Annotated in this window: 20 protein-coding genes; 16 read left to right on the top strand and 4 right to left on the bottom strand. The window is 62.7% G+C overall.

Annotated elements, in window-relative coordinates; translation table 11 throughout:
• Positions 1-66: 66 nt before the first annotated feature.
• Positions 67-1,131: a DUF2332 domain-containing protein gene (locus tag EL2594_RS02570; protein WP_041685005.1), complete on the bottom strand. Its 1,065-nt coding sequence runs from the start codon at positions 1,129-1,131 to the stop codon at positions 67-69.
• 71 nt (positions 1,132-1,202) lie between these two features.
• Here EL2594_RS02570 and hisG point away from each other — a divergent pair, with 71 nt between their 5' ends.
• Genes hisG through thiL form a run of 4 tightly spaced genes read left to right on the top strand, consistent with a single transcriptional unit; the run spans position 1,203 to position 4,466 of the window.
• Positions 1,203-1,862: an ATP phosphoribosyltransferase gene (hisG, locus tag EL2594_RS02565; RefSeq protein WP_041685003.1), complete on the top strand. Its 660-nt coding sequence runs from the start codon at positions 1,203-1,205 to the stop codon at positions 1,860-1,862.
• Positions 1,859-3,154, top strand: a complete 1,296-nt coding sequence (hisD, locus tag EL2594_RS02560) for a histidinol dehydrogenase (RefSeq protein WP_041685001.1) — start codon at positions 1,859-1,861, stop codon at positions 3,152-3,154. Before hisG ends, hisD begins: the two co-directional genes overlap by 4 nt.
• Positions 3,151-3,597, top strand: a complete 447-nt coding sequence (gene nusB, locus EL2594_RS02555; RefSeq protein WP_041684999.1) for a transcription antitermination factor NusB — start codon at positions 3,151-3,153, stop codon at positions 3,595-3,597. Before hisD ends, nusB begins: the two co-directional genes overlap by 4 nt.
• Positions 3,594-4,466 carry a thiamine-phosphate kinase gene (gene thiL, locus EL2594_RS02550; protein WP_011413485.1) on the top strand — a complete coding sequence of 291 codons (873 nt, stop codon included), beginning with the start codon at positions 3,594-3,596 and terminating at the stop codon, positions 4,464-4,466. The genes nusB and thiL overlap by 4 nt, the downstream gene beginning before the upstream one ends.
• 3 nt (positions 4,467-4,469) lie before the next feature.
• On the opposite strand, the gene EL2594_RS02545 is transcribed toward thiL, so the two are convergent.
• Both EL2594_RS02545 and EL2594_RS02540 read right to left on the bottom strand, forming a co-directional pair.
• On the bottom strand, positions 4,470-5,474 hold the full coding sequence (locus tag EL2594_RS02545) for a fatty acid desaturase (protein ID WP_011413484.1): 1,005 nt from the start codon (positions 5,472-5,474) through the stop codon (positions 4,470-4,472).
• The gene (locus tag EL2594_RS02540; RefSeq protein WP_011413483.1) at positions 5,471-5,665 is read right to left on the bottom strand and encodes a hypothetical protein; all 195 of its coding nucleotides are present in this window, start codon (positions 5,663-5,665) and stop codon (positions 5,471-5,473) included. Before EL2594_RS02540 ends, EL2594_RS02545 begins: the two co-directional genes overlap by 4 nt.
• Positions 5,666-5,880: 215 nt before the next feature.
• Here EL2594_RS02540 and EL2594_RS02535 point away from each other — a divergent pair, with 215 nt between their 5' ends.
• The 12 genes from EL2594_RS02535 (at position 5,881) to pal (ending at position 20,257) form a co-directional block, all read left to right on the top strand.
• On the top strand, positions 5,881-8,013 hold the full coding sequence (locus tag EL2594_RS02535) for a sodium-translocating pyrophosphatase (RefSeq protein ID WP_011413482.1): 2,133 nt from the start codon (positions 5,881-5,883) through the stop codon (positions 8,011-8,013).
• Positions 8,014-8,158: 145 nt separating this feature from the next.
• On the top strand, positions 8,159-9,304 hold the full coding sequence (locus tag EL2594_RS02530; RefSeq protein WP_011413481.1) for a GNAT family N-acetyltransferase: 1,146 nt from the start codon (positions 8,159-8,161) through the stop codon (positions 9,302-9,304).
• A gap of 3 nt (positions 9,305-9,307) precedes the next feature.
• Positions 9,308-10,201, top strand: a complete 894-nt coding sequence (locus EL2594_RS02525; protein ID WP_011413480.1) for a transcriptional regulator — start codon at positions 9,308-9,310, stop codon at positions 10,199-10,201.
• A gap of 54 nt (positions 10,202-10,255) precedes the next feature.
• Positions 10,256-11,182, top strand: coding sequence for an acyl-CoA thioesterase (locus EL2594_RS02520; RefSeq protein ID WP_011413479.1), 927 nt, complete (start codon positions 10,256-10,258; stop codon positions 11,180-11,182).
• 263 nt (positions 11,183-11,445) lie between these two features.
• On the top strand, positions 11,446-12,303 hold the full coding sequence (locus EL2594_RS02515; protein ID WP_155805941.1) for a hypothetical protein: 858 nt from the start codon (positions 11,446-11,448) through the stop codon (positions 12,301-12,303).
• Between the two features lie 54 nt (positions 12,304-12,357).
• Complete coding sequence (locus EL2594_RS02510) at positions 12,358-13,740, top strand: DNA cytosine methyltransferase (protein ID WP_081432273.1); 1,383 nt, start codon at positions 12,358-12,360, stop codon at positions 13,738-13,740.
• Between the two features lie 15 nt (positions 13,741-13,755).
• Complete coding sequence (locus EL2594_RS02505; RefSeq protein ID WP_041684996.1) at positions 13,756-14,190, top strand: very short patch repair endonuclease; 435 nt, start codon at positions 13,756-13,758, stop codon at positions 14,188-14,190.
• An 82-nt stretch (positions 14,191-14,272) separates the two neighbouring features.
• Entirely contained in the window at positions 14,273-15,793 is a 1,521-nt protein-coding gene (locus tag EL2594_RS02500) for a carotenoid oxygenase family protein (RefSeq protein ID WP_011413474.1), read from the top strand.
• Between the two features lie 115 nt (positions 15,794-15,908).
• Positions 15,909-17,252, top strand: coding sequence for an MATE family efflux transporter (locus EL2594_RS02495; RefSeq protein WP_011413473.1), 1,344 nt, complete (start codon positions 15,909-15,911; stop codon positions 17,250-17,252).
• Between the two features lie 81 nt (positions 17,253-17,333).
• Positions 17,334-18,830 (top strand): sensor histidine kinase, encoded by a 1,497-nt coding sequence (locus EL2594_RS02490; RefSeq protein ID WP_155805939.1) that lies wholly within the window; start codon positions 17,334-17,336, stop codon positions 18,828-18,830.
• Positions 18,827-19,522, top strand: a complete 696-nt coding sequence (locus EL2594_RS02485) for a response regulator transcription factor (protein ID WP_011413471.1) — start codon at positions 18,827-18,829, stop codon at positions 19,520-19,522. Before EL2594_RS02490 ends, EL2594_RS02485 begins: the two co-directional genes overlap by 4 nt.
• A gap of 231 nt (positions 19,523-19,753) precedes the next feature.
• On the top strand, positions 19,754-20,257 hold the full coding sequence (gene pal, locus EL2594_RS02480; protein ID WP_011413470.1) for a peptidoglycan-associated lipoprotein Pal: 504 nt from the start codon (positions 19,754-19,756) through the stop codon (positions 20,255-20,257).
• Positions 20,258-20,305: 48 nt separating this feature from the next.
• Here pal and uvrC read toward each other — a convergent pair whose 3' ends face one another.
• Positions 20,306-22,396, bottom strand: a complete 2,091-nt coding sequence (gene uvrC / locus EL2594_RS02475) for an excinuclease ABC subunit UvrC (RefSeq protein WP_011413469.1) — start codon at positions 22,394-22,396, stop codon at positions 20,306-20,308.
• Between the last annotated feature and the right edge of the window lie 149 nt (positions 22,397-22,545).

Here is a 22,545-nt window from a genome sequence, read left to right as displayed (position 1 = left end):
AAGGTGGCGGCTGGGCTTCGACAGGCTCAGCCCGAACGGATGTTACGACTCCGAATCCGATTATCCTCAGCCGCCCCACCACTCCACCCAGGCACCATGGGGGTGCGCACAGGCGAGGAGCGTCGGCTCAGCCCCGCCCGGCCAGTAGGTCACATGCAGTTCGTGGCGGAAAGTCTTGCGGTTGGTCTCGAGACTGACCCATGCCAGCGGTCTCTCGGGTGTCGCTTTGCTCGCCGCTTCGTCTATCGCGTCCCGGATCGCCTGCTGCTGATCGTCCGGAATGTATTGCCAGACGATCGAATGAAAGAGCACGCGCGTGACGCCCTTATCCTGCGGCTGTGCCAATGCCTCCGCGACGAAACTTCCGGCATCCTGCTTCACGACATCCGGCGGACGCTGGCCTGCGAGTTCGACCGCCGCGTCGATCCGGCCCATTCGCTCGAAGGCTTCGGGCCAGACGTAGCTCTTGAGCCGCAGCGCCGCCTCCGGATCGCTCAAGTCAATGGGCGCAACATCGCAACCGCGGATCGAGACGATTTGCGGCGCGGTGGTGGGCGGCGGATCGCCTTTCCAATCGGGCGCGATCCGCATCGGGCTCGCTTCCGGCCCTGTCGTCACACCGCCGAGATCGAAAAAGTAGCGCTCCATCATGGTGTTGATGCCCGCGCTTGAGCCCAGTTCGAGCATCTCGAATTGCGCCGGGACATGCTGCGCCAGCCACAACAGCCCCGCCATCAGACTCGCCGAGCGCCCGGCCTCGTTGGTCTGAGGCGGACCGTCGAGCCATGGCAACAGTCGCGCGTCGTAGCTCTCGAACAACTCGCAGACCAATTCGTCGACTGCCGCCTGGTCGGTCATCAGCCCGCCATAGACGGCGCCCAAACGGGTATCCTCGCCGGTCAGCACGAGGTTGTGAAGCCCACCATTGATGCGCAGCGGCATCGCATCCTTCAGCGTAAGCCCCTGCCAGTTGGCGATCCGGCGGCCGGTGGCGGTCTCGGTCCTTGAAACAGCCAGTAGCCCGCGGATCACCTTCGCCGTGCCCGGCGCCCCGCCTTCCTCGGCGTGCTGCGCCTGCCACTCGATCGCTTCGTCGAGGGACTTGATGTCCATTACGCCAGTCGTCGCCATAGCTCTTCGCCCCCGTGAAACCTTGCCCTTTGCGATTGCTCTTTGCGCGCTCGCTGCCTATCTGCGCCGCCATGCCGCAAAGCCAGCTGACATTCGCCGTGCCCAAGGGCCGCATCCTGGAGGAAGCGCTTCCGGTTATGGCGCGCGCCGGTGTCGTGCCCGAGGACGGCTTCCACGACAAGTCCAACCGCGCGCTGTCCTTTGCCACTTCGCGCGAGGACATGCGCATGATCCGCGTACGCGCCTTCGATGTCGCCACATTCGTCGCTCATGGTGCCGCGCAGCTTGGGATCGTCGGCTCCGACGTGATCGAGGAATTCGACTATTCGGACCTCTACGCACCGGTCGATCTCGATATCGGGCATTGCCACCTGGCCGTGGCCGAACCTGCCGAGAGCGCGGGCGCGATCGGCAGCGCCAGCCACCTGCGCGTCGCGACCAAATATCCCAACCTTACACGCCGCCATTTCGAGCGCATGGGCATTCAGGCCGAATGCGTGAAGCTCAATGGCGCGATGGAATTGGCGCCCTCGCTGGGTCTTGCCGGGTGCATCGTCGATCTCGTTTCGACCGGGCGCACGCTGAAGGAAAACGGGCTTGTCGAAACCTCGCGCATACTCGACATTTCCGCGCGGCTGATCGTCAATCGCGCGGCGCTCAAGACCGATAGTCGCGTAGCCGAGCTGGTCGAGGCATTCCGTGCCGATGCAGACAATCGGAAAGCAGCATAGTGCAGCGCCTCAAGAACACCGATCCCGATTTCGAAGCGAAATTCGCCAAGATCGTCGAAGCCCGCCGCGAGAGTTCGCAGGACGTAGGGCGCGACGTCTTCGACATCCTAGCCCGCGTCAAGGCGATGGGTGACAAAGCACTCGTCGAATATACGACCCGCTTCGACCAGCATAATCTGACCAATGACAACGATTGGATGATCGCGCCGGATCAGTGCAAGGCTGCCTACGATGCGCTCGATGCCGACCTGCGCGACGCGTTGCAGCTCGCCGCAGATCGCATCCAGGCCTACCACGAGGACCAGTTGCCGCACGATCGCGACTATACCGACGATGCGGGCGTGCGGCTGGGTGCGAAATGGCGGCCGGTCGATGCGGCGGGGCTATACGTGCCCGGTGGCCGGGCAGCCTATCCCTCTTCGCTGCTGATGAACGCGATCCCGGCCAAGGTCGCCGGCGTCGAGCGGCTTGCCATCGTCACCCCGACCCCCAAGGGTGAAACCAATCCGCTCGTGCTCGCAGCGGCGCATATCGTTGGCGTGGACGAAATCTGGCGGGTCGGCGGGGCGCAGGCCATTGGCGCGCTTGCCTACGGGACCGATCGCATCGAGCGGGTCGATGTCATCACCGGCCCCGGCAATGCCTGGGTGGCCGAGGCCAAGCGCCAGCTCTACGGCGTGGTCGGCATCGACATGGTGGCAGGGCCGAGCGAAATCCTCGTCATCGCGGACGGCAAGAACGACCCCGACTGGATCGCCGCCGACCTGCTCAGCCAGGCCGAGCACGACCCGACCAGCCAGTCGATCCTCATCACCGACGATGCCGATTTCGCCGAGCAGGTCGAGGACCGTGTGGACGTGCAATCCGCGATGCTGGCGACCCGCAAGGTCGCGCGCGAGAGCTGGGACGCGCATGGCGTGCTGATCGTCGTCGAGGACCTCGAACAGGCGATCCCGCTCGCCAACCGGCTCGCTGCCGAGCATGTCGAACTGGCAGTGGATGATCCGGAGGCCCTGATGGGTAAGTTGCACCATGCCGGCAGCATCTTTCTTGGGCGCATGGTCCCTGAAGCGGTCGGTGACTATGTCGCCGGGCCCAACCACGTGCTTCCCACCGGTCGCCGTGCGCGCTTTGCAAGCGGCCTGTCGGTGCTCGATTTCATGAAGCGGACCAGCTTCATCTCCATGGACAAGGCCGGCCTCGAAGCGATCGGGCCTGCCGCCATCAAACTGGCGCATGCCGAGGGCCTGCCCGCCCATGCCGCCTCGATAGAATTGCGACTGAAGACATGAACCAGCGTTCTCAATCACGCTCCGCCGCGCGGCTCGCCGCCGTCCAGGCGCTGTACCAGCGTCACATGGAAAAAACGCCGCTCGCCAGGCTGCTCGACGAGTTCCACCAGCATCGCCTCGGGCGCGAGATCGAGGATGGCGAGCACTATGCCGATGCCGAAGTCGATTTCTTCGACGATATCGTGAGCGGCGTCGATGCGCGCAGTGACGAGATCGATGAGCTGGTGACCGCCAAGCTGGCCGCAGGATGGACGCTGGCCCGGCTGGACAAAACCATGGTGCAGATCCTGCGCGCCGGGACCTACGAACTCATCGCCCGTGCCGATGTCCCGAAGGCCGCCGCGATCAGCGAGTATGTCGATGTGGCCAAGGCCTTCTTCGACGATCGCGAAGCGAAGTTCGTCAATGGCCTACTCGACGCGGTCGCCAAACAGGTGCGGTGACCAACGAGTTCGACTTCATCGCGCGATTGCGCGCGCTGGCCACCGATCCGGCGGCGCGGGGCCTCAACGACGACGCGGCGGTGCTGGAAATCGGCGGGCAATTGCTGGTCGTCACGCACGACATGATGATCGAGGGCGTCCACTGGCTGCAGGGTCAGGACATGGCCGATGTCGCGTGGAAACTGGTGGCGGTGAACCTCTCCGATCTCGCGGCAAAGGGTGCGCGGCCGATCGGGATTATTGTGGGCCAAACCATCCCGGACGAGGAAGAGCGCTTTTTGAGCGGCCTCAGGGATGCGCTCAGGGCCTTCAACGTGCCGCTTCTCGGCGGCGATACCGTCAGCGCGGGCCAGGGGCGAACAGCCTTGGGCCTGACTGCGCTCGGGAGTTCCGTCAGCGGGATCGTGCCCGGTCGCGACGGCGCGCAACCCGGCGACCTCCTCTACATCACCGGCCCTGTCGGCGCGGCAATGATGGGCTTCGAAGCGCTGCAAGCCGGCACCGAGGACAACAGCCTCGCGTTTCGCCGCCCGATGCCGCTGCTTGCCGAAGGTGCTGCGCTGGCGCCGCATGTGAGTGCGATGATGGATGTCTCGGACGGGCTGTTGCTCGATGCGTGGCGCCTTGCAACCACCAGCGGCGTAACGCTCGCCATCGACACCGCGGAAGTTCCCCTCGGGGCACCGGAGGAGCGCCGCGACGACGCGCTGCGCTGGGGTGACGATTATCAGCTGCTCTTCACGGCATCGCCGACGGCAGAGCTTCCCGCCAGGGCCATTCCCATCGGAACGGTCGAGGAAGGCGAACCGCCTCTGCTGGTCGATGGTATCGCGATTTTCGAACCCGAGGGGCTCGGCTACCGGCATTGATACTCAGAGTGCCGAGCAATCCACGCCGCGCTTTTCCAGGACCGGTTTCATCTCCTGATACGCCGCCTTGGTCCGGTGGTTCGGAATTCCCGGATACAAGTGATGGATCAGGTGCGTTTCCATGCACATCGAGAAAAAATGCCCGATCCGGCTCTTGAAGATATAGGCCTGATCGTACCGACCGGTATGGCCTTCGCGTGGGTGGTGCGGCGCCCAACTGAGGAAAAAACGGATCCAGCTCAGGCCGAGCTGGCGCGGTAGCCACCAGCATACGGCGGCCGCAATGGCATAACCGTTCCACGCCATGGTGAAGAGTGTCGCCAAATAGAACAGCTGGACATAGACCGTCTGTTTCAAGGCCTTATTCGCTTCCGGCGTGCCGAGGTTCTCGCATGCCCGCTTGTAGCGGTTGATCGTACCGTCGACCCGCGGCTGCCGGTTCCACCAGGTCTTATACCAGGCCGCCCATATATTGGGTGCCTCGTCCGTATAGTCGGGGTCGTTATCGGGGTCGTTGCAATGCTTGTGATGTTCGAGATGCGTCACCTTGCCCATGCTGAAGGGTACCGCAATCGGGATCAGCGAGACCTCGCCGACCCACTGGTTCATCCAGCGGTCCTTGCTTCCGCGCTTGGCGATATTGTCGTGCATCGCCTCGTGACAGGTCACGTATCCGGCCACTGTGATGAAGGTCGAGACGACCAGCGCAATCAGCGGATGCACGACGCCGAACATGGTCAGGGGGAACATCGCCACCCAGACCGCAAAGCCGATAAACGCCGCGACGACATACCCCCACATCGGTCCGCCATGATACTTGGCTGCGATTTCGCGCTCTTGCTTGAGCAACTCGACCCGGGCGTATTTATCCAGGCCCTCGTCGGGGCGCAGAGGGATCGCGGGCGCATCGCCGCTGCGGTCGGTTTCGGGGACGACAACGGGATCGCTGTCGGGCGGACCCAGGTCGAAATCGAAGGGCTTTTCTTCGGTATCGATACGGTCGCTCATACCCAGCGCCCCCTGATCGTCGCATACAGGCCCCAGCCCCCGCCGATCAGCAAGCCGAAACCGATGCGGCTCATCGCCAGTGGTGGCTCCCACCCCCAATAGGCCATGGTTTGCGCAATCAGCGGCGCAATGAAACCGATCCCGAAGAGGAAGGGCATCACCAGAAACATTTTTTGTAGCGCGATCTGCATGCGCGTTTACTTAATCGTAACCATGAAAGTCGGCAAGAGTTCGTGCATCTACGTTCCGGCGCGACCCGATTTGAGACGATCGACGATCCATCGGGGACGAAGGGCGGAAAGACTTGCCTCTCTTTCCAAGCCGCTCTAGCGATACGCGCCACATGGCCCCGTGCGTGCGGGGCTTTTGGGTTTGTACGAATAGACAAAATCTGAGGGGAATTTTCGTGAATCTCGTATTGATCGCGATTGGCCTGGGACTGCTTGCCGTAATCTACGGCTTCGTCACCAGCCGTCAGGTTCTCGGCGCCAGTGCCGGGAACGCAAAAATGCAGGAAATCGCCGGCGCTATCCAGGAAGGGGCGCAGGCTTACCTCAACCGCCAATACACCACCATCGGCATCGTCGGCGTGATCGCCGCTATCGTCCTCGGCCTGCTCCTGGGCGTGGTACCGGCCGTCGGTTTCGTGATCGGCGCGGTGCTTTCGGGTGTCGCCGGCTATATCGGCATGAACATCTCGGTACGCTCTAACGTGCGTACGGCTGCGGCGGCGGAAAAGAGCCTGCAGAGCGGCCTGACCATCGCCTTCCGCGCCGGCGCCATCACCGGCATGCTCGTGGCAGGCCTTGCGCTGCTCGCCATCGCTGTGTTCTTCTACGCGTTGATCGGCCCGATGGGTTACGAAGTGACCAGCCGTACGGTGATCGATGGCCTCGTCGGCCTCGCCTTTGGTGCATCGCTGATCTCGATCTTCGCGCGTCTCGGCGGCGGTATCTTCACCAAGGCTGCTGACGTCGGCGCCGACCTGGTCGGCAAGGTCGAAGCAGGCATCCCGGAAGACGATCCCCGCAACCCGGCGACCATCGCCGATAACGTAGGCGACAACGTCGGCGACTGTGCCGGCATGGCCGCCGACCTGTTCGAGACCTACGTCGTCACCGTCGGTGCGACCATGGTTCTGACCGCCCTGCTGCTGCCTTCTATCGGCGACCTGTTGTTGCCGCTGATGGCGCTGCCGCTGCTGATCGGCGGGGCGTGCATCGTGACCTCGATCATCGGCACCTACTTCGTCCGTCTCGGAGGCGGCACGAATGTCATGGGCGCGATGTACAAGGGCTTTCTTGTCTCGGCTGTCGGCGCGATCCCGCTGATCTATCTCGTCACGCAATACGCGCTGGGCGAGATGGACAGCGTAATCAATGCCGGTACCGGCATGGTCGAGTTTACCGGCATGGACCTGTTTCTGTGCGCGCTGCTCGGTCTTGTCATCACCGGCCTGATCATCTGGATCACCGAATATTACACCGGTACGAACTTCCGTCCGGTGCGGTCGATCGCGAAAGCATCGGAAACGGGCCACGGCACCAATGTGATCCAGGGTCTCGCCATCAGCCTCGAATCGACGGCGCTGCCAACGATCGTCATCGCTGGCGGTATCATCATCGCGTACCAGCTCGCTGGCCTGATGGGCATTGCCTATGGTGCAACCGCCATGCTCGCGCTCGCCGGCATGGTCGTCGCGCTCGACGCCTATGGTCCGGTGACGGATAACGCCGGCGGCATCGCCGAAATGGCCGGTCTCGACGATAGCGTTCGTGAGAAGACCGACCTGCTCGACGCGGTCGGCAACACCACCAAGGCCGTGACCAAGGGGTATGCGATCGGTTCGGCGGGCCTCGGCGCGCTGGTTCTGTTTGCCGCCTACACGACCGACCTTCGCGTGTTCTTCCCGGAATTCCTGGATGGCGACCTTACCAATGGTGAAGTCTCCTTCAGCCTGGAGAACCCCTATGTGATCGTCGGCCTGTTCCTAGGGGCGCTGCTCCCGTACCTGTTCGGTGCGATGGGCATGACCGCTGTGGGTCGCGCAGCCGGTGACGTGGTGAAGGACGTGCGCGAGCAGTTCGCTGCCGACAAGGGCATCATGGCCGGGACCAGCCGTCCCGACTACGCCCGCACGGTCGATCTCGTGACCAAGGCTGCGATCAAGGAAATGATCATCCCGTCGCTGCTGCCGGTGCTGTCGCCGGTAGTCGTGTACTTCGTGATCACCGCGATCGCGGGCCAGGACAACGGCTTCGCCGCGCTTGGCGCGATGCTGCTCGGCGTCATCGTCGGCGGTCTCTTCGTCGCACTTTCCATGACCGCCGGTGGCGGCGCGTGGGATAACGCGAAGAAGTACATCGAAGACGGCAACCATGGCGGCAAGGGTTCGGAAGCGCACAAGGCTGCCGTGACCGGTGACACCGTCGGTGATCCCTACAAGGATACCGCCGGCCCGGCCGTGAACCCGATGATCAAGATCACCAACATCGTCGCGCTGCTGCTGCTGGCGGTGCTGGCAGGTGGACACGCTTAAGCAACGAGAGTTCGCAAGACACCAAGAGGGGGCGCGGGAACTTCGTTTTTCGCGCCCTTTTTGGCAGCAGCGTTAACATCTCTTGAGAAGATCGCGTGTAAACTCAGCCCATGAGTGGAATCTCCGCCACGACAAGGGTTAACGCATGACACGCATTGAGGGTGCCTTGGCGGAGTGCGCAACACTCCAACCCGCGCATTTCGAGGTGCGTCCCTGGGAAGGGCATGAACTGGCCGAGGACCCGCGGCCGTGGCAGGATCTTTCCAGGCTGGCATCTGATCCCAATCCCTTCTTCGAACCATGGGCCCTGATCCCGGCTTTGCGGGAGTTCGCTGCACCCGGTGTCGTTCAACTGGCGACCCTGACTGTGGGCAAGGTGCTGGTCGGGTTGCTACCTTTGTCGCTTACCCGCGATTACTATGGGCGGCCGATCCCGCATATTTCGGTCTGGCTGCACCATAACGCCTTCTGCGGCGCTCCGCTGGTCGCTGCGGGGTATGAAGCGAGCTTCTGGTCGCAGATGTTCCGCTGGGCCGGCGATGCAAGTCCGACGGCACTTTACCTGCATCTCGCCCGCCTGCCCGCCGATGGCTCCCTGCATGCAGCGCTCGGCACTGTGCTGGATCTGGAAAAGCGCGCTGCGGCCGTCGTGCAGCGACATAAGCGCGCCTTTCTGTGTTCGGATCAGGCTCCCGGAGACTATCTCGCTCAATCGCTCAACGCGAAACGGCGCAAGGATTTGCGCCGCCAGTACAAGCGGCTGGCGGAACTGGGCGAACTCGTCTTCGAACGCACTATGGGACAGGAGGACCTGTCCGGCTGGATCGATGCCTACCTCGACCTCGAGCAGAGAAGCTGGAAGGGTGAGCAGAATACTGCGCTGGCCGACTGTCCGAACACAGCGCGGTACTTCCGCGATACGCTGACTGGTGCCGCTGCCGCGGGCAGGTTGGAACGGCTTGCCTATCGGCTGGACGGGAAGCCGATTGCGATGCTCTCCAACTTCCTATCTCCGCCCGGTGCCTTCAGCTTCAAGACTTCATTCGACGATGCCTATGCCAAATATTCGCCAGGGGTCCTGTTGCAACGTGAAAACCTCGATCTTCTTCGCAACGCCGACATCGCGTGGTGCGACAGTTGCGCTGCAGAGGGCCATCCGATGATCGATCGCATCTGGCGCGAGCGACGCGAGATCTTGAGCATCAATATCGCCATCGGCGGCGCGCATCGCAGGTTGGCGATGAAGACATTGACCCGGTTCGAAACGGGCGCCTGGGCGGAGGGTATCTAACCAATGAACTATGTTTCGACCCTTCACGAATCCACCATCGGCGGCATCTCCCATTCCGGCGAGGTGTTTCCGCCAGAGGCTCGCAAGGCATTCGCGGCAAATTATCCCGAAGTTCCGCACAAGCTGCGGCATACGCTCGAAAGTCATCGCCTGCTGACCCTCGATGCCCTGGCCGGGCTGGCCAGCGCGCTTCCGAGTTCGTCCATCGAGTACAACCGGGGCGACCTCCCGATCGGTGTCGACGGCAAGCCCGGCAGCACGGGCATGACGATCGAGGACACTATCCGCCACATTGCCACCAGCAACAGCTGGGCAGTGCTCAAGAATGTCGAACAGGTCCCGGCCTATCGCGACTTGCTGCTGCGGCTGCTCGGCGAGCTGAAGGCCGATGTCGAATCGCGGACCGGGGCCATGCTCCGGCCGCAGGGCTTTGTCTTCATATCCAGCCCCAATGCCGTCACGCCCTATCATTTCGATCCCGAGCACAACATTCTGCTGCAACTGAAGGGCAGCAAGGCGATGACCCAGTTTCCTGCGGGCGATCCGGCCTTTGCCCCGGACGAAATCCACGAAACCTACCACTCCGGCGGCGCGCGCGAGTTGCAGTGGCATGACGCCATGCTGCCGGGCGGCAAGGAATTCCCGCTCGAACCGGGCGAAGCCTTGTTCGTCCCCGTCATGGCGCCGCATTTCGTCCGCAACGGAGCGGACAGTTCGATTTCGCTCAGCATTACCTGGCGCAGCGACTGGAGCTTCGCCGAGGCCGATGCGCGCGGGTTCAACCGCCTGACCCGCAAGCTGGGCATCAGCCCCAAGGCCCCGGGCCGCTGGCCAAAGCAGAACCGCGCCAAGGCCTATGCCTATCGCGCGCTGCGCAAGACGGGCCTGGTTGCCTAAGACCTTGCACAGACCGGATTGACCTCGCCGCGCCTTCCCCGCAGGAGGCGTGGCATGAGTGATACCGTCCCTCCCGAAAAACTCGTCGGCGGCCTGGTCAAGCTGCTGACGGTCGAGAAACGCGCGACCGACGTCTACCAGGGCCGGCCGCAGAAGGGCGGCACGGGCCGGGTCTTCGGCGGGCAGGTCATCGCGCAGGCGCTGCAGGCGGCGCAGGCCACGGTCGGAGGCTCTGGCACCGACGGCAAACAGGCCCACTCGCTCCACGCCTATTTCCTGCGCGGCGGCAAGGAAGGCCCGCCGATCGAATACCGCATCGAGCGCGATTTCGACGGCCGCAGCTTCGCCAACCGCCGCGTCGTCGCAAGCCAGGAGAACGAGGACGGCACCAGCACCCCGATCCTCAACCTCACCGCCAGCTTCCAGGCCCCGGAAGACGGCATGGAGCACGAGGATGCGCCCATGCCCGACGTCCCCGCCCCGGACGACTTGCGCAGCGACATGGAGGTCCGCCGCGAGATCGCCGAGAAGGCCGGCGACAAGCTCTCCGAAGCCCAGCGCAACATGATGCTGCGCCCGCGCCCGATCGACATGCGCACCTGCGACCGGCTGCACTGGATGAACCGCGAACCGAGCGAGCCGCGCGCGCACAGCTGGTTCAGGACGGTCGCCCCGCTGCCGGACGATCCACAGCTGCACCGCGCGATCATCAGCTATGCCAGCGATTACACGCTGCTCGGCACCAGCGCCCTGCCCCACGGCCTCAGCTGGATGCGCGGCGAACTGGTCGGCGCGAGCCTCGACCACGCGCTGTGGTTCCACCGCCCCGCCCGCGCCGACGAATGGCTGCTCTACGCCACGCAAAGCCCGTGGAGCGGATCGGGCCGCGGCATGAACCTCGGGCGCATCTTCAACCAGCGCGGAGAGCTTGTCGCCAGCGTCGCGCAGGAAGGGATGATGCGGAAGCGGAAGTCCAAATAGTTCCGAGTCGCAGCGTGACGATGCCGCTAAGTTTACGAACTTTGCGCATGGAGAGATTCAAAACCCAAAAGTTTGCCCCGCTGCGCGCGGTTTCGGGAGGATCGACGGTATGAAAGAGCCGATGCGAATATAGCCCGCGATGATGATGTAGGAAAACGCGCCGTGCGAGGCACTTAGCGCCCCCGCGCAGGCGGGGGTCCGGCAACGCTTAGCGCTTGCGGGGGTCGCAGGCCGCGCTAGAGTATCCGGCGAAAGGGAAGAAGATGATAGAAGGGCTTCGTCAGGAAGCGATGGCTGCTGTTTACAGGATGAGGACTTTCTCGCTCTGCCGTGAAGTGTGGGGCTCAGCTATCAGTGACATCACGAGAGACATGACCGACCCAAAAGCCATCTACGATCTTGGGTCTAAATTAGCAGAGGTTTTTGCCCTTACTGGATCTGCAGGCCGAGACCAGAGTAGCTTATCTGGCGGCGGCGCAGCTTGGGAAGGCCTCATATGCTGGTATCTCAATACGGTTCTTACAGACACACGCGCGGTCGTCATGAAGCAATCAAAGGCGCTCGTGCCAAACGTGGTGTCAAACGCCATGACCATTACGTATAAGAATGTAAGGACAAACACAGAGTCCGATCTGACCGGTATCGTATTACCACGCAATCAAGAGCTGATTAATGGCATATATGAGCGTGACAGGTTCAATGAACTAATATCACAAAACCTGCGGCTCACCTCGGTCCACAGTATTCAGTGTAAGACGAATTGGAACGACAATGCACAAATCCCTATGCTGTGGGACATGGTTTACCAATTCAGAGACGTGAAATCTCACAGTGTGAAGATTGGGGTTGACGGGGTAGATTTAGATGACTTCGCTGATTTCACCTATAGTTTCGTGACGGTACCTACTGGGAAAAAGGTAGTCAAACCAAATTCCATGCAGGTTCACCGCGTGCATTCGTTGTCTGGGGGCAACTATTGGGGACGACCATCGCAGAATGGCGTAGCCGAAAGCATACCAGAAATCTTCAAACGAGTTTTCAAGCATGCGTTCGATCTTGACGTCCGCACCCATATCAAAAACCTTGTCGATAATGGACGCATCAGAGGCCTGACGCCTTGACAGGCACCGTCTTTGTTCGCGATTTGTGCCCGCATCACATAAAGAGGGTGTGGCATGCTTCTCGAAAAGATCGATGACACTAAGGTATCCAACAAATCCGTCCCGCATGAGCTTGGGGGGCGTTCGATGGTCGACCTGTTTGCGGGTTGCGGCGGCCTCTCACTTGGATTCGAGCAGGCTGGCTTCCGCCCGGTTTTCGTGAACGAATTGAATAATGACGCGCGCGCGACCTACCTTGCGAACCGTGAACATCCAATCGCGGGCATTCCTTTTAATCGTAGGACCGAATTGCACTCAGCCGACGTGCTGGAACTGGACCGTGAGCGGTTAGCAAAGCTAAAGCGACATTTGGAAAGCCTAAACGTCGGACTGAACTTTGGATCGAAAAGCACTCTCGACGTTCTTGCTGGCGGCCCTCCTTGTCAAGGATACTCTGGAATCGGTCATCGAAGAGCGTATTCGGTCGACAAGGCGCAAATTCCGTCGAACAGATTGTACGAGAATATGGCCTCAGTCATCGAAGAATTACGGCCCCGAATTTTTCTCTTCGAGAATGTGAAGGGACTGCTTTCTTCACGGTGGACGTCTGAAGGTCGCAAGGGCGAAATTTGGGACGACGTCTACGGTCGATTTAAGCGGCTGGGACAGCAGCATGGCTACCTTGTGCGATGGAAGCTGGTGCATGCTAAGGATTATGGCGTACCGCAAAACAGGCCTCGAGTATTGATCGTCGGCTTTCGATCCGATTTGGTTGACGCCCTGGGTTCAGCAATAGCGCCGACAGAAGATTGTCAGGATGCAGTGAGGGCACGAATGTTACCTCCTCACGGTGAATCGCCTCCTGACTTGGAAGAGGTATTCGGTGACTTAGAGGATCGAGAAATTTCTCGTCGATTGCTTTCGCAAGATTTCCACGGCGGTCTTGCGACGCATTCTTATCCGAGGGCAGCCAAAGGCAAATGGCAGAATTATTTCAGGCCCGATGATCTCTCTCGAGCGTTCGCCGAGCTTCACGAGCAAGAATTCAGTAAGCATTCCGAAAAGGTTGTGAGAAAATTTTCGGCCATGATCGAGAACGACGGGGAGATTCCCGTCGAATTTCGTACTAAGAAGTTTGCGCAACGGGTCCTGCCAAGACGGTGGAACAATCATGGCCCAACAATAACCGCATGCTCTTTGGCCGACGACTACGTACATTATTCGCAACCTCGGTCTCTCTCTGTCAGAGAATGGGCTCGCCTGCAGACTTTCCCAGACAATTATCAATTCGTTGGAAAGCGCACGACTGGGGGTTTGAGGCGGGCAGGGAACCCGCGCGCCGGTATTTTCGAGCGCGAAGTTCCTAAGTACACCCAGATCGGGAATGCGGTCCCCGTTAAACTTGCCGAGGCGATTGGCGTGCACTTTGACAGCTTGCTTTCCAAAGCGGGGTACTGATAACCGGCCACGTGGCTGATTTTTGTTTCTAAAGAGAAGCGATCACGCATCATGCGTGGTTCGAAGTCGAAAAATACGCGTCCTGAACTTGTGGTAAGGCGTGCTGCTCACAGGATTAGACCTGGCTTCCGCCTTCATCGAGCAGACTTACCAGGGAAACCTGATCTCGCCTACATTGGCCTTCGCAAGGCCATATTTGTTCATGGCTGTTTTTGGCACCAACATCAGGACCCTCATTGCTCAATCGCTAGAAAACCCTCGAGCAATTCTGCGTTTTGGAACGCCAAGTTCGAAATGAATCGGCTACGCGATGAAAAGAATCGAAGCGCGCTGATTAGTGCTGGCTGGGAGGTCTTAGAGATTTGGGAATGCCAGTTGGACGAGCCTGACCTGACAAACCGGCTAAATTCGTTTCTCTTTTCTGCCAATGAGGCGGATGAGAAGAAGTGACGTAGGTAGCGGAGACCTAGCCTCCCTTCCCCTCCCTCCCCCCGCGCGCTACCCTCTTGCCCGAGAGAGGACCCGCCGCGCCATGCCATCATCGCCCACCATCACCCGCCAGCCACCCGTCCGCACGACGCTCGAGCCGTCGAACCATCCCTATCTCTCCGGCGCGTGGACGCCGTTGCATGAAGAGGTCGATGTCGATGCGCTCGACGTGATCGAGGGCGAAATTCCTGCCGACATCGACGGCATCTACCTGCGCAATACCGAGAACCAGGTGCACCAGCCGCTGGGGCGGCATCATCCGTTCGACGGGGATGCGATGATCCACCAGGTCGGCATTTCCGGCGGCATGGCGAGCTATCGCAACCGCTTCGTGCGCACACAGTGTTTCGAGGCGGAGCAGGTGGCGGGGCGCAGCCTGTGGGGCGGGTTGATGGACCCGGCGGGCACCAGCGAGCGGCCCGGTTTCGGGGCGCATGGCGGCCTCAAGGATACCGGCAGCACCGACATCATCGTCCATGCCGGTGTCGCCTATGCCACGCTCTATCAATGCGGCGAGGCGTGGATGCTCGATCCGGAGACGCTGGAGAATCTCGGCAAGGCGCCATGGGGCCCGCTCGACGGGATTTCCGCGCATCCCAAGGTCGACGAAGCGACCGGCGAGCTGATGTTCTTCAACTATTCGAAGCACGCGCCCTACATGCATTACGGCGTGGTCGACCGCGCCGGTCGCCTCGCGCATTACGTGCCGGTGCCGCTGCCCGGTCCGCGCCTGCCGCACGACATGGCGATCACGAAAAACTGGTCGATCCTCAACGACATGCCGCTGTTCTGGGACGAGGACCTGCTGCAGCGCGATATCCATGCGGCGCGGCTGCACGAGGGGCTGCCGACGCGCTTTGCGCTGATCCCGCGGCATGGCGGGCCGGAGGACATCCGCTGGTTCGAGGCCGAGCCGACCTTCGTGCTGCACTGGACCAATGCCTGGGAAGAGACGGCGGAGGACGGCTCCGTCGAAGTGGTGCTGGAGGGCTATCACCAGTCCAACCCGATGCCCCAGCCGCTCGAGGAATTCGGCCAGTATGCGCATATGATGGCCTATGTCGACGAGCACAGTTTCGAGTGCCGCCTGCACCGCTGGCGCTTCAACCTTGCAACCGGGGAGACGCGCGAGGAGCGGCTGAACGAACGGATCGTCGAGTTCGGCACGATCAATCCGCGCTTCGCGATGCGGCCGAGCCGCTATGTCTGGTCGACGACGACCAAGCCGGGCTGGTTCCTGTTCAACGGCTATGTCCGCCACGACACGCAGACCGGCGAGGAGCAGGTCTATGAACTGCCCGAGGGGGTCTATGCGAGCGAGAGCCCGATGGTGCCGCGTCAAGGTGGCACGGACGAGGACGATGGGTACTTGGTGACGCTCCTGATCGACGAGAATAGCGGCTCCAGCGAGTGCGCGATCCTCGATGCCTCGGACATCACCAAGGGGCCTATCTGTCGCCTGGCGCTGCCGCACAAGATCTGCAGCGGGACGCATTCGACCTGGGTCGAGCGCAGCCAGCTCGAGGCCGACCGCGCCTTCCACCGCGCGCGGTTCGCCGCCTAGATTTGCGCGCAAGACTGGCGAAACAGCCCCGCCATTGGCAAGCGCGCAGTTTCGTTTTGCAACCGAGCCGGACCACCCCTAGGCATGGCGCAAGCAGGAAGGGGCGACAGGGTTGATGGATGTTCGGACACGCCTGTTCCTGACCGACCCGCCCGGGCCGCTGCTGGTGCGCATGGCGACACCCAATTCGCTGGCCTTCATGATCCAGTCCTTCGTCAGCCTCGGCGAAGTATGGATCATCGGCCAGCTCGGCACCGTCTCGCTGGCGGCGATCGCGCTGTCCTTCCCGCTGCTGATGCTGACTCAGGCCATGGCCGGCGGCGCGGTCGGCGGGGCGGTGACGTCCTCCATCGCCCGCGCGCTCGGCAGGGGCGACAGCGAGGCGGCGAACCGGCTGATCTGGCACGCGCTGGCGATCTGCGCGGGCGGCTCGGCGCTGTTCCTGCTGCTGTTCCTGGCCGCGGGCGAGAGCCTGCTGCGCTTCCTCGGCGGCAGCGGCATCATCCTCGGCCAGGCGGCGAGCTATTGCCTGATCCTGTTCAGCGGCGGGCTGTTCCTGTGGCTGCTCGGCGTGACCGGCGCGGTGTTTCGCGGGATGGGCGACATGAAGACGCCCGCCGCGCTGATGGTGCTGGGCGCCTTCGTGCAAGTCCCGCTGACCGCCGTGCTGGTGCTCGGCCTGCTCGGCGCGCCGCGCCTGGGCATTGCCGGGGCGGCGGTCTCGGCGGTGGCGACCGGCTTCCTCGTCAGCACCGTCATGCTGTTCCTGCTGACCCGCCCCGGGCGCATCATCCGGCTGGAGCGCGGCGCGCTGGTGTTCGAGCGGCGGCTGTTTCGCGATATCTTCGCGGTCGCCGCGCCCGCCTCGCTCTCGCCGCTCCTGACCATCCTCATCATCCTCAGCCTGACCGCCATGATCGCCCGCTTCGGCGAAGCGGCGCTGGCGGGCTACGGCATCGGCTCGCGGATCGAGTTCCTGCTGATCCCGCTGGTGTTCGGCATCGGCGCGGCGATGACTTCGCTGGTGGGGCTTGCCATCGGCGCTGGCGACATCGCCCGGGCGGAGCGGATCGGCTGGACCGGCGGCGCTATGGCCGCGGCGCTGGCGGGCGTGGTCGGCGCGCTGCTGACGCTGTTCCCCGACCGCTTCATCGGCGCCTTCACGCAGGACCCGGAGGCATTCGCCGCAGCGCGCTCCTACGTCCGCATTGTCGGCCCGTTCTACGCTTTCCAGGGCCTCGGCCTGGCGCTCTATTTCGCCAGCCAGGGCGCGGGCTACATGTTCTGGCCGGTCGCCGCGACGATCGCGCGCGTGGCGCTGGCGCTGGGCGGCGGCTGGTGGCTCGGCTTCCGGCTGGAATGCGGCCTCGACGGCATCTACATCGCCGCCGCCGCCGCGATGGCGATCTACGGCCTGATGATGGCGGGCTCGGTCAAACTGGGGGCGTGGCGGGAGTGAAGCGGCCGTCCCGGACCGACCGGCTGCGAGCATAAAAATCGCGTGGATGCCGAGCGCGCGGAATTTGGCTATCAGCCCACCATGTCTCTCCTTCGCGAAAGCCCGGAACGCAGCAACCTCGCGGTAAGCCTCGCCATCGACTTCGGGGTGTTCTTCATCGCCGCCCTTGTCACATGGCTGGCGCAATATTTCGACCGGCCGATAACCGCCGTTCTGGCGTTTCTCACCGGCGTCATCATGATTGCCGTCCATTCCGGCATGACCCGCGCCGTCATCGGGGCCGTGGCGGCATCGATCGTCTACAATTTCTTCCTCAGCGAACCGGTCTATCAATTCGGCGTCACCACTGCCGACGAAACCATCCCGCTGGTCGCGTTCAATGTCAGCGCTCTCCTCGTCGGATTCGTCGTCGGCAGGCTCAGCGATTATGCCAGTGATGCGCAGACGGCACGCGCAGAGACGCAGTTCCTGCTCACCCTGAGCGACAAGCTGCAATCCGCCATCAGCTTCGAAGATGTCGAACTGGCGATAAACAGGGCTCTGCCGATGCAGGGGCTGGAAAGCGTCAAGGTCTATCTCTCGCGCGGCGATGCCTATGTCCGGCCGACGACCGGCGAGGTCGAGATGGAATCATTCAGCGCCTTGATCGCCGAAAACACCGATCATCCGCCCGGGTCCCGCGCCAAGATTCTCGAACTCCTCGGCGCGCGGGGGTCGCTGGGACTGGTCAAATTCCAGCTTGTCCATACCGCCAAGGGGGAAGATGTCGCCTTGCGCCTGCAGTCGATAACTGCCTTGATTGCGGTCGCCATCGAACGGTGTCTCTTGCTCGACGAACTCGCCGAAGCGCGCACTGCAGCCCGAAGCGAAGAGCTCAAGGACGCAATACTGGCATCGGTGTCTCACGATCTGCGAACGCCGATCACCGTTATCGAAACCGCCGCCAGCGCGCTCAAGTCAAGCGACGTGTCGCTCGATGGAGAACAGCGGCATAAAATGCTGGTTTCCATTGTCGAGCAATGCCACCGGCTGGACCGCTACACCAACCAATTGCTCGATGTCGGCCGCATCCAGGCGGGAATTTCGAAACTTCGCATGGGAACGGTCGACCTCGCCGAAATCGCCCAGCTGGCCATCCGCCACGTTCGCTCTGGCAAGCCCGAAGTGGTGTTCGAACGCAATTTCCCCCGGGAACGATGTCTGGTTTCCGGAAATGAAGGAATGCTGGAGAACGCCCTGTTCAACCTGTTCGACAATGCCGCCAAATTCGGCGGTGCCGACGGCCCGGTCACAGTCGAGATCGCTATCGAGGGACGGTACGCCCGGCTCAGTGTCAGCGATCGCGGGCCGGGCATCCCGGCGCATGAACTGGACACGGTTTTCAAGCGGTTCCACAAGAGCGGACGCAATACTGCCAATGGCGGCGCCGGGCTCGGCCTCTTCATCGCACGCGGCTTTATCGAAGCAGCCAACGGATCGATCGCGATCGAATCGCCCGTCGATGGACAGCACGGCACCCGCGCCACCGTACGGCTCGACCTGGCGCGCGAGCCGGAACTGCGAGAGGCTGCGGCATGAACATCCTCGTTGTGGATGACGAACCTTCGATCCTCGAAGCACTGCGCCCTGTCCTGGCGGCCCGCGGTTACAGCGTACTCACCGCGGGGGACGGCAAGGCCGCGCTCGATGCAATCAAGTCCAACCCGATCGATCTCGTCCTGCTCGACCTCGGCCTGCCCGATGTGGATGGCAGCGAACTGATCGCGCCGATCAAGCGCAGCGCCGATGCCAGTGTCGTCATCCTTTCGGCACGCCATCTCGAAGCCGACAAGGTGCGTGCGCTCGACGAGGGTGCCGACGATTACGTCGACAAGCCGTTTGGAACCGACGAGTTGCTCGCCCGGATCAGGGTCATCGAGCGCCGCCGGGCGATGCTTTCCGGCGCGACACCGACGAAGCTAGTATCCGACGATATCGTCTTCGATATCGAGCGCCGCGAACTGACCCTGATGGGTGAGCCTGTGCATCTCTCGCCCAAGGAGTTCGCATTGTTCGAGGTTCTTGCGCGCAACTCGGGACAGGTGGTGACCCAGCGCCGGTTGATGATTGCCGGATGGGGCAACACCACCGTCGATAACCAGTACCTGCGGAGCTACATCTCGCTGTTGCGCGACAAGCTGGAAATCGATCCGTCGGATCCGGAATTGCTGCTGACCGAGCCGGGCGTTGGCTATCGCCTGGCGGTGCCACTTTCGCCTGCGGAAGGTTAGGCCGGCGGGCACGAAAGTTCTGGGGGAAGGCGTGCCCGCCGGCGCAGGGTGGGTTGTCGGCGGTACAGTGGAAGGGTCGCCGACATCACCTTGATAGCTGCGCGAGGGATAACGCGTTCCTACGGAATTTTCACGCCGATCATAAAAATGCCGTGGGTACTTGTGCGTCTCGCCACCGCTAGATGCGGCCATGCAATTCTTTCGAACACAGTATGGACCGGAGCTTTCCCGATGAAACTTACCCACGTCAGCCCGTTTGCTCTCGCTGCCCTTCTCGCCCTGTCGGCCTGCGGCAAGAAAGATATCGAAGAGCTTCCGATTCCCGGCGATGCGCCGCCCGCCTCGACCGGTCAGACCTCGGGCATCGCTCCCGGCAGCCAGGCCGATTTTATGCAGCAGATGGGCGGCAAGGAAATAATCTATTTCGACACCGATCGATTCAATATCGACGACATCGACGCCGCAGCCCTGCAACAGCAGGCGCAATGGCTGTCGCAATATCCCGGCAAGCGCGCCACCATCGAAGGGCACGCGGATGAACGCGGTACGCGCGAATACAACCTGGCACTGGGCGAACGTCGCGCCAATGCCGCGAAAAACTACCTCGCTTCACTCGGTATCGACACGTCTCGCCTCAGTGTCATCAGCTACGGCGAAGAGCGCCCCGTCGCCCTCGGCAGCGATCAGGCGGCGTGGTCACAGAATCGGCGGGCCGTGACGGTCACGATAGACTGAGCCGCCGCAATGCGGTCCGGGGGTGTGGGACTATGACCAAAACAGCCCTCACCCCCCGGCATGATAAAAATCATACACCTTGCGCGCCACCGCATTGCTGACGCCGGGCGCGCGTTGGAGGTCTTCCAGCGCCGCCGCACGCACCTTGCTGGCGGTGCCGAAATGCAGCAGCAGGGCGCGCTTGCGGGCCGGACCGATGCCGGGGATTTCGTCGAGCGGTGAGGCGGTGATGGCGCGGCTGCGTTTGGCGCGGTGGGCGCCGATGGCGTAGCGGTGGACCTCGTCGCGCAGGCGCTGCAGGTGGAACAGCAGCGGCGAATTGACCGGCAGCGTCTTCTCGCGCCCGTCGGGGAAGTGGAACACTTCGCGCCCCTCGCGCCCGTGGTCCGGCCCCTTGGCGATGGCGACCAGCGGGACGTCCTCGATCCCCATCTCCGCCAGCGTATCGCGCACGCTCGACATCTGCCCCTTGCCGCCGTCGATCAGGACGAGATCGGGCCAGATCGTTTCGTGCGTGTCCTTCTTGCCCCTCGACCCGCGCTCTCGACTGCGCTTCGCTTCGCTCGATCGCTGCTCGGGACGAACGGTGTCAGCCGCCCCATCTCGTTCGTCTCGAGCAGCAGCCGAGGACGCAGTCCGAGCGCGTGTCGAGAGGTCCTCCTCATAGGGTCCCTCGCCCTCCGCCAGCTTGCGGAACCGCCGCCGCATCACTTCGCGCATCATGCCGAAATCGTCGTTCGACTGCGCCTCGCGGATGTTGAACTTGCGGTACTGGTTCTTGATGAAGCCTTCCGGCCCCGCGACCACCATCGCGCCGACCGCTTTCGCGCCCTGGATATGGCTGTTGTCGTAGACCTCGATCCGCTCCGGCGGGGCGTCGAGCTCGAGGAATTCGGCCAGCTCGCGGTTGAGCTTCGCCTGCGTGCCGCGCTCCGCCAGCCGCCGGTCGAGCGCTTCGGTGGCGTTGCGGCTGGCCTGCTGCATCAGCTTGCGCCGGTCGCCGCGCTGCGGGATCGAGAGCTGGACCTTCTTGCCCGCCAGCTCGCTCAGAGCAGCCTCGATCAGCTCGCTTTCGGGCAGTTCGCGATCGACCAGCACGGTCGGCGGCGGCGGGACTTCCTCGTAGAATTGCAGGATGACGTTGGAGAGCACCTGCGGCTCTTCCACGTCCTTGGTGTGGGTCGGGAAGAACGCGCGGTGGCCCCAGTTCTGACCGCCACGGATGAAGAAGGCCTGCACCGCGATCTGCCCGTTCTTGTGCGCCAGCGCGAAGACGTCCGCATCGCCGACCCCGCTGGCGTTGATCGCCTGGCTGCCCTGGATGAAGGTCGCCGCGCGCAGCCGGTCGCGCAGGATCGCGGCGGTCTCGAAGTCGAGATCCTCGGCCGCTCTGGCCATCTGCCGCTCGATCTTGCGCTGCACCGCATCGCTCTTGCCGCCGAGAAAGTCCTTCGCCTCGCGCACCAGCTCGGCATAGCCTTCCTCGTCGATCCGCCCGACGCAGGGCGCGCTGCAGCGCTTGATCTGGTAAAGCAGGCACGGCCGGTCGCGATTGCTGAAAAAGCTGTCGGTACAGGATCTTAGCAGGAACAGTTTCTGCAGCGCGTTAATTGTCGTGTTGACGCTGCCCGCGCTGGCGAAGGGGCCGTAATAATTCCCCTTGGCCCGCCGCGCGCCGCGGTGCTTCATGATCCGCGGAAAGTCATGATCGGCGCGCAGGAGGATGAAGGGGAAACTCTTATCATCGCGCAGCAAGACATTGAAAGGCGGGCGATACCTCTTGATCAGCTGCGCTTCGAGCAGCAGCGCCTCGGCTTCCGAATTGGTGGTGACGATCTCCATCCCGCGCGTCTGGCTGACCATCCGCTGGAGCCGGCCTGAGAGGTTGCTAACCTGGGTATAGTTCGCCACCCGCGCCTTCAGGCTGCGCGCCTTGCCGACATAGAGCACGTCCCCGCGCGCATCGAGCATACGGTAGACGCCCGGCTTGGGCTTGAGCGTCCGCACCACTTCGCGGATCGCCTTGACCCCGCCCTCCAGATCCGGCTTGGCCGACGCGACGGTATAGGCCGCGCGTTCCTCGTTGAAACGCTCGGCCCCGCGCGGATCGTTGGGGCTGCCTGCTTTGGTTCCGGACATGGCAGGCCCCGATTTAGGGAGCCGTCTCGCTGTGGGAAACCCTGTCGTTGCGGAACCTGTTGACGGGGCCGTCAGCTTGACCTTCCCCCCGCGCCTGTTACCCCTCTGCGATAGACCCGCAAAAGCGGGCGACCGGCACAGGATGCGTG

This window comes from Erythrobacter litoralis HTCC2594, assembly GCF_000013005.1.
Taxonomy (GTDB): Bacteria; Pseudomonadota; Alphaproteobacteria; order Sphingomonadales; family Sphingomonadaceae; genus Parerythrobacter; species Parerythrobacter litoralis_A.
This window is presented reverse-complemented; position numbering and strand designations above follow the sequence as displayed.

What these genes read in the sequence shown, in the direction of transcription:
- hisG (WP_041685003.1), top strand. Translation starts at nt 1,203, where the DNA reads ATGCCGCAAAGCCAGCTGACATTCGCCGTGCCCAAGGGCCGCATCCTG.
- EL2594_RS02570 (WP_041685005.1), bottom strand. Translation starts at nt 1,131, where the DNA reads ATGGCGACGACTGGCGTAATGGACATCAAGTCCCTCGACGAAGCGATC.
- uvrC (WP_011413469.1), bottom strand. Translation starts at nt 22,396, where the DNA reads ATGTCCGGAACCAAAGCAGGCAGCCCCAACGATCCGCGCGGGGCCGAG.
- nusB (WP_041684999.1), top strand. Translation starts at nt 3,151, where the DNA reads ATGAACCAGCGTTCTCAATCACGCTCCGCCGCGCGGCTCGCCGCCGTC.
- pal (WP_011413470.1), top strand. Translation starts at nt 19,754, where the DNA reads ATGAAACTTACCCACGTCAGCCCGTTTGCTCTCGCTGCCCTTCTCGCC.
- EL2594_RS02545 (WP_011413484.1), bottom strand. Translation starts at nt 5,474, where the DNA reads ATGAGCGACCGTATCGATACCGAAGAAAAGCCCTTCGATTTCGACCTG.
- EL2594_RS02500 (WP_011413474.1), top strand. Translation starts at nt 14,273, where the DNA reads ATGCCATCATCGCCCACCATCACCCGCCAGCCACCCGTCCGCACGACG.
- EL2594_RS02530 (WP_011413481.1), top strand. Translation starts at nt 8,159, where the DNA reads ATGACACGCATTGAGGGTGCCTTGGCGGAGTGCGCAACACTCCAACCC.
- EL2594_RS02485 (WP_011413471.1), top strand. Translation starts at nt 18,827, where the DNA reads ATGAACATCCTCGTTGTGGATGACGAACCTTCGATCCTCGAAGCACTG.
- EL2594_RS02525 (WP_011413480.1), top strand. Translation starts at nt 9,308, where the DNA reads ATGAACTATGTTTCGACCCTTCACGAATCCACCATCGGCGGCATCTCC.
- EL2594_RS02515 (WP_155805941.1), top strand. Translation starts at nt 11,446, where the DNA reads ATGATAGAAGGGCTTCGTCAGGAAGCGATGGCTGCTGTTTACAGGATG.
- EL2594_RS02510 (WP_081432273.1), top strand. Translation starts at nt 12,358, where the DNA reads ATGCTTCTCGAAAAGATCGATGACACTAAGGTATCCAACAAATCCGTC.
- EL2594_RS02520 (WP_011413479.1), top strand. Translation starts at nt 10,256, where the DNA reads ATGAGTGATACCGTCCCTCCCGAAAAACTCGTCGGCGGCCTGGTCAAG.
- EL2594_RS02490 (WP_155805939.1), top strand. Translation starts at nt 17,334, where the DNA reads ATGTCTCTCCTTCGCGAAAGCCCGGAACGCAGCAACCTCGCGGTAAGC.
- EL2594_RS02495 (WP_011413473.1), top strand. Translation starts at nt 15,909, where the DNA reads ATGGATGTTCGGACACGCCTGTTCCTGACCGACCCGCCCGGGCCGCTG.
- EL2594_RS02540 (WP_011413483.1), bottom strand. Translation starts at nt 5,665, where the DNA reads ATGCAGATCGCGCTACAAAAAATGTTTCTGGTGATGCCCTTCCTCTTC.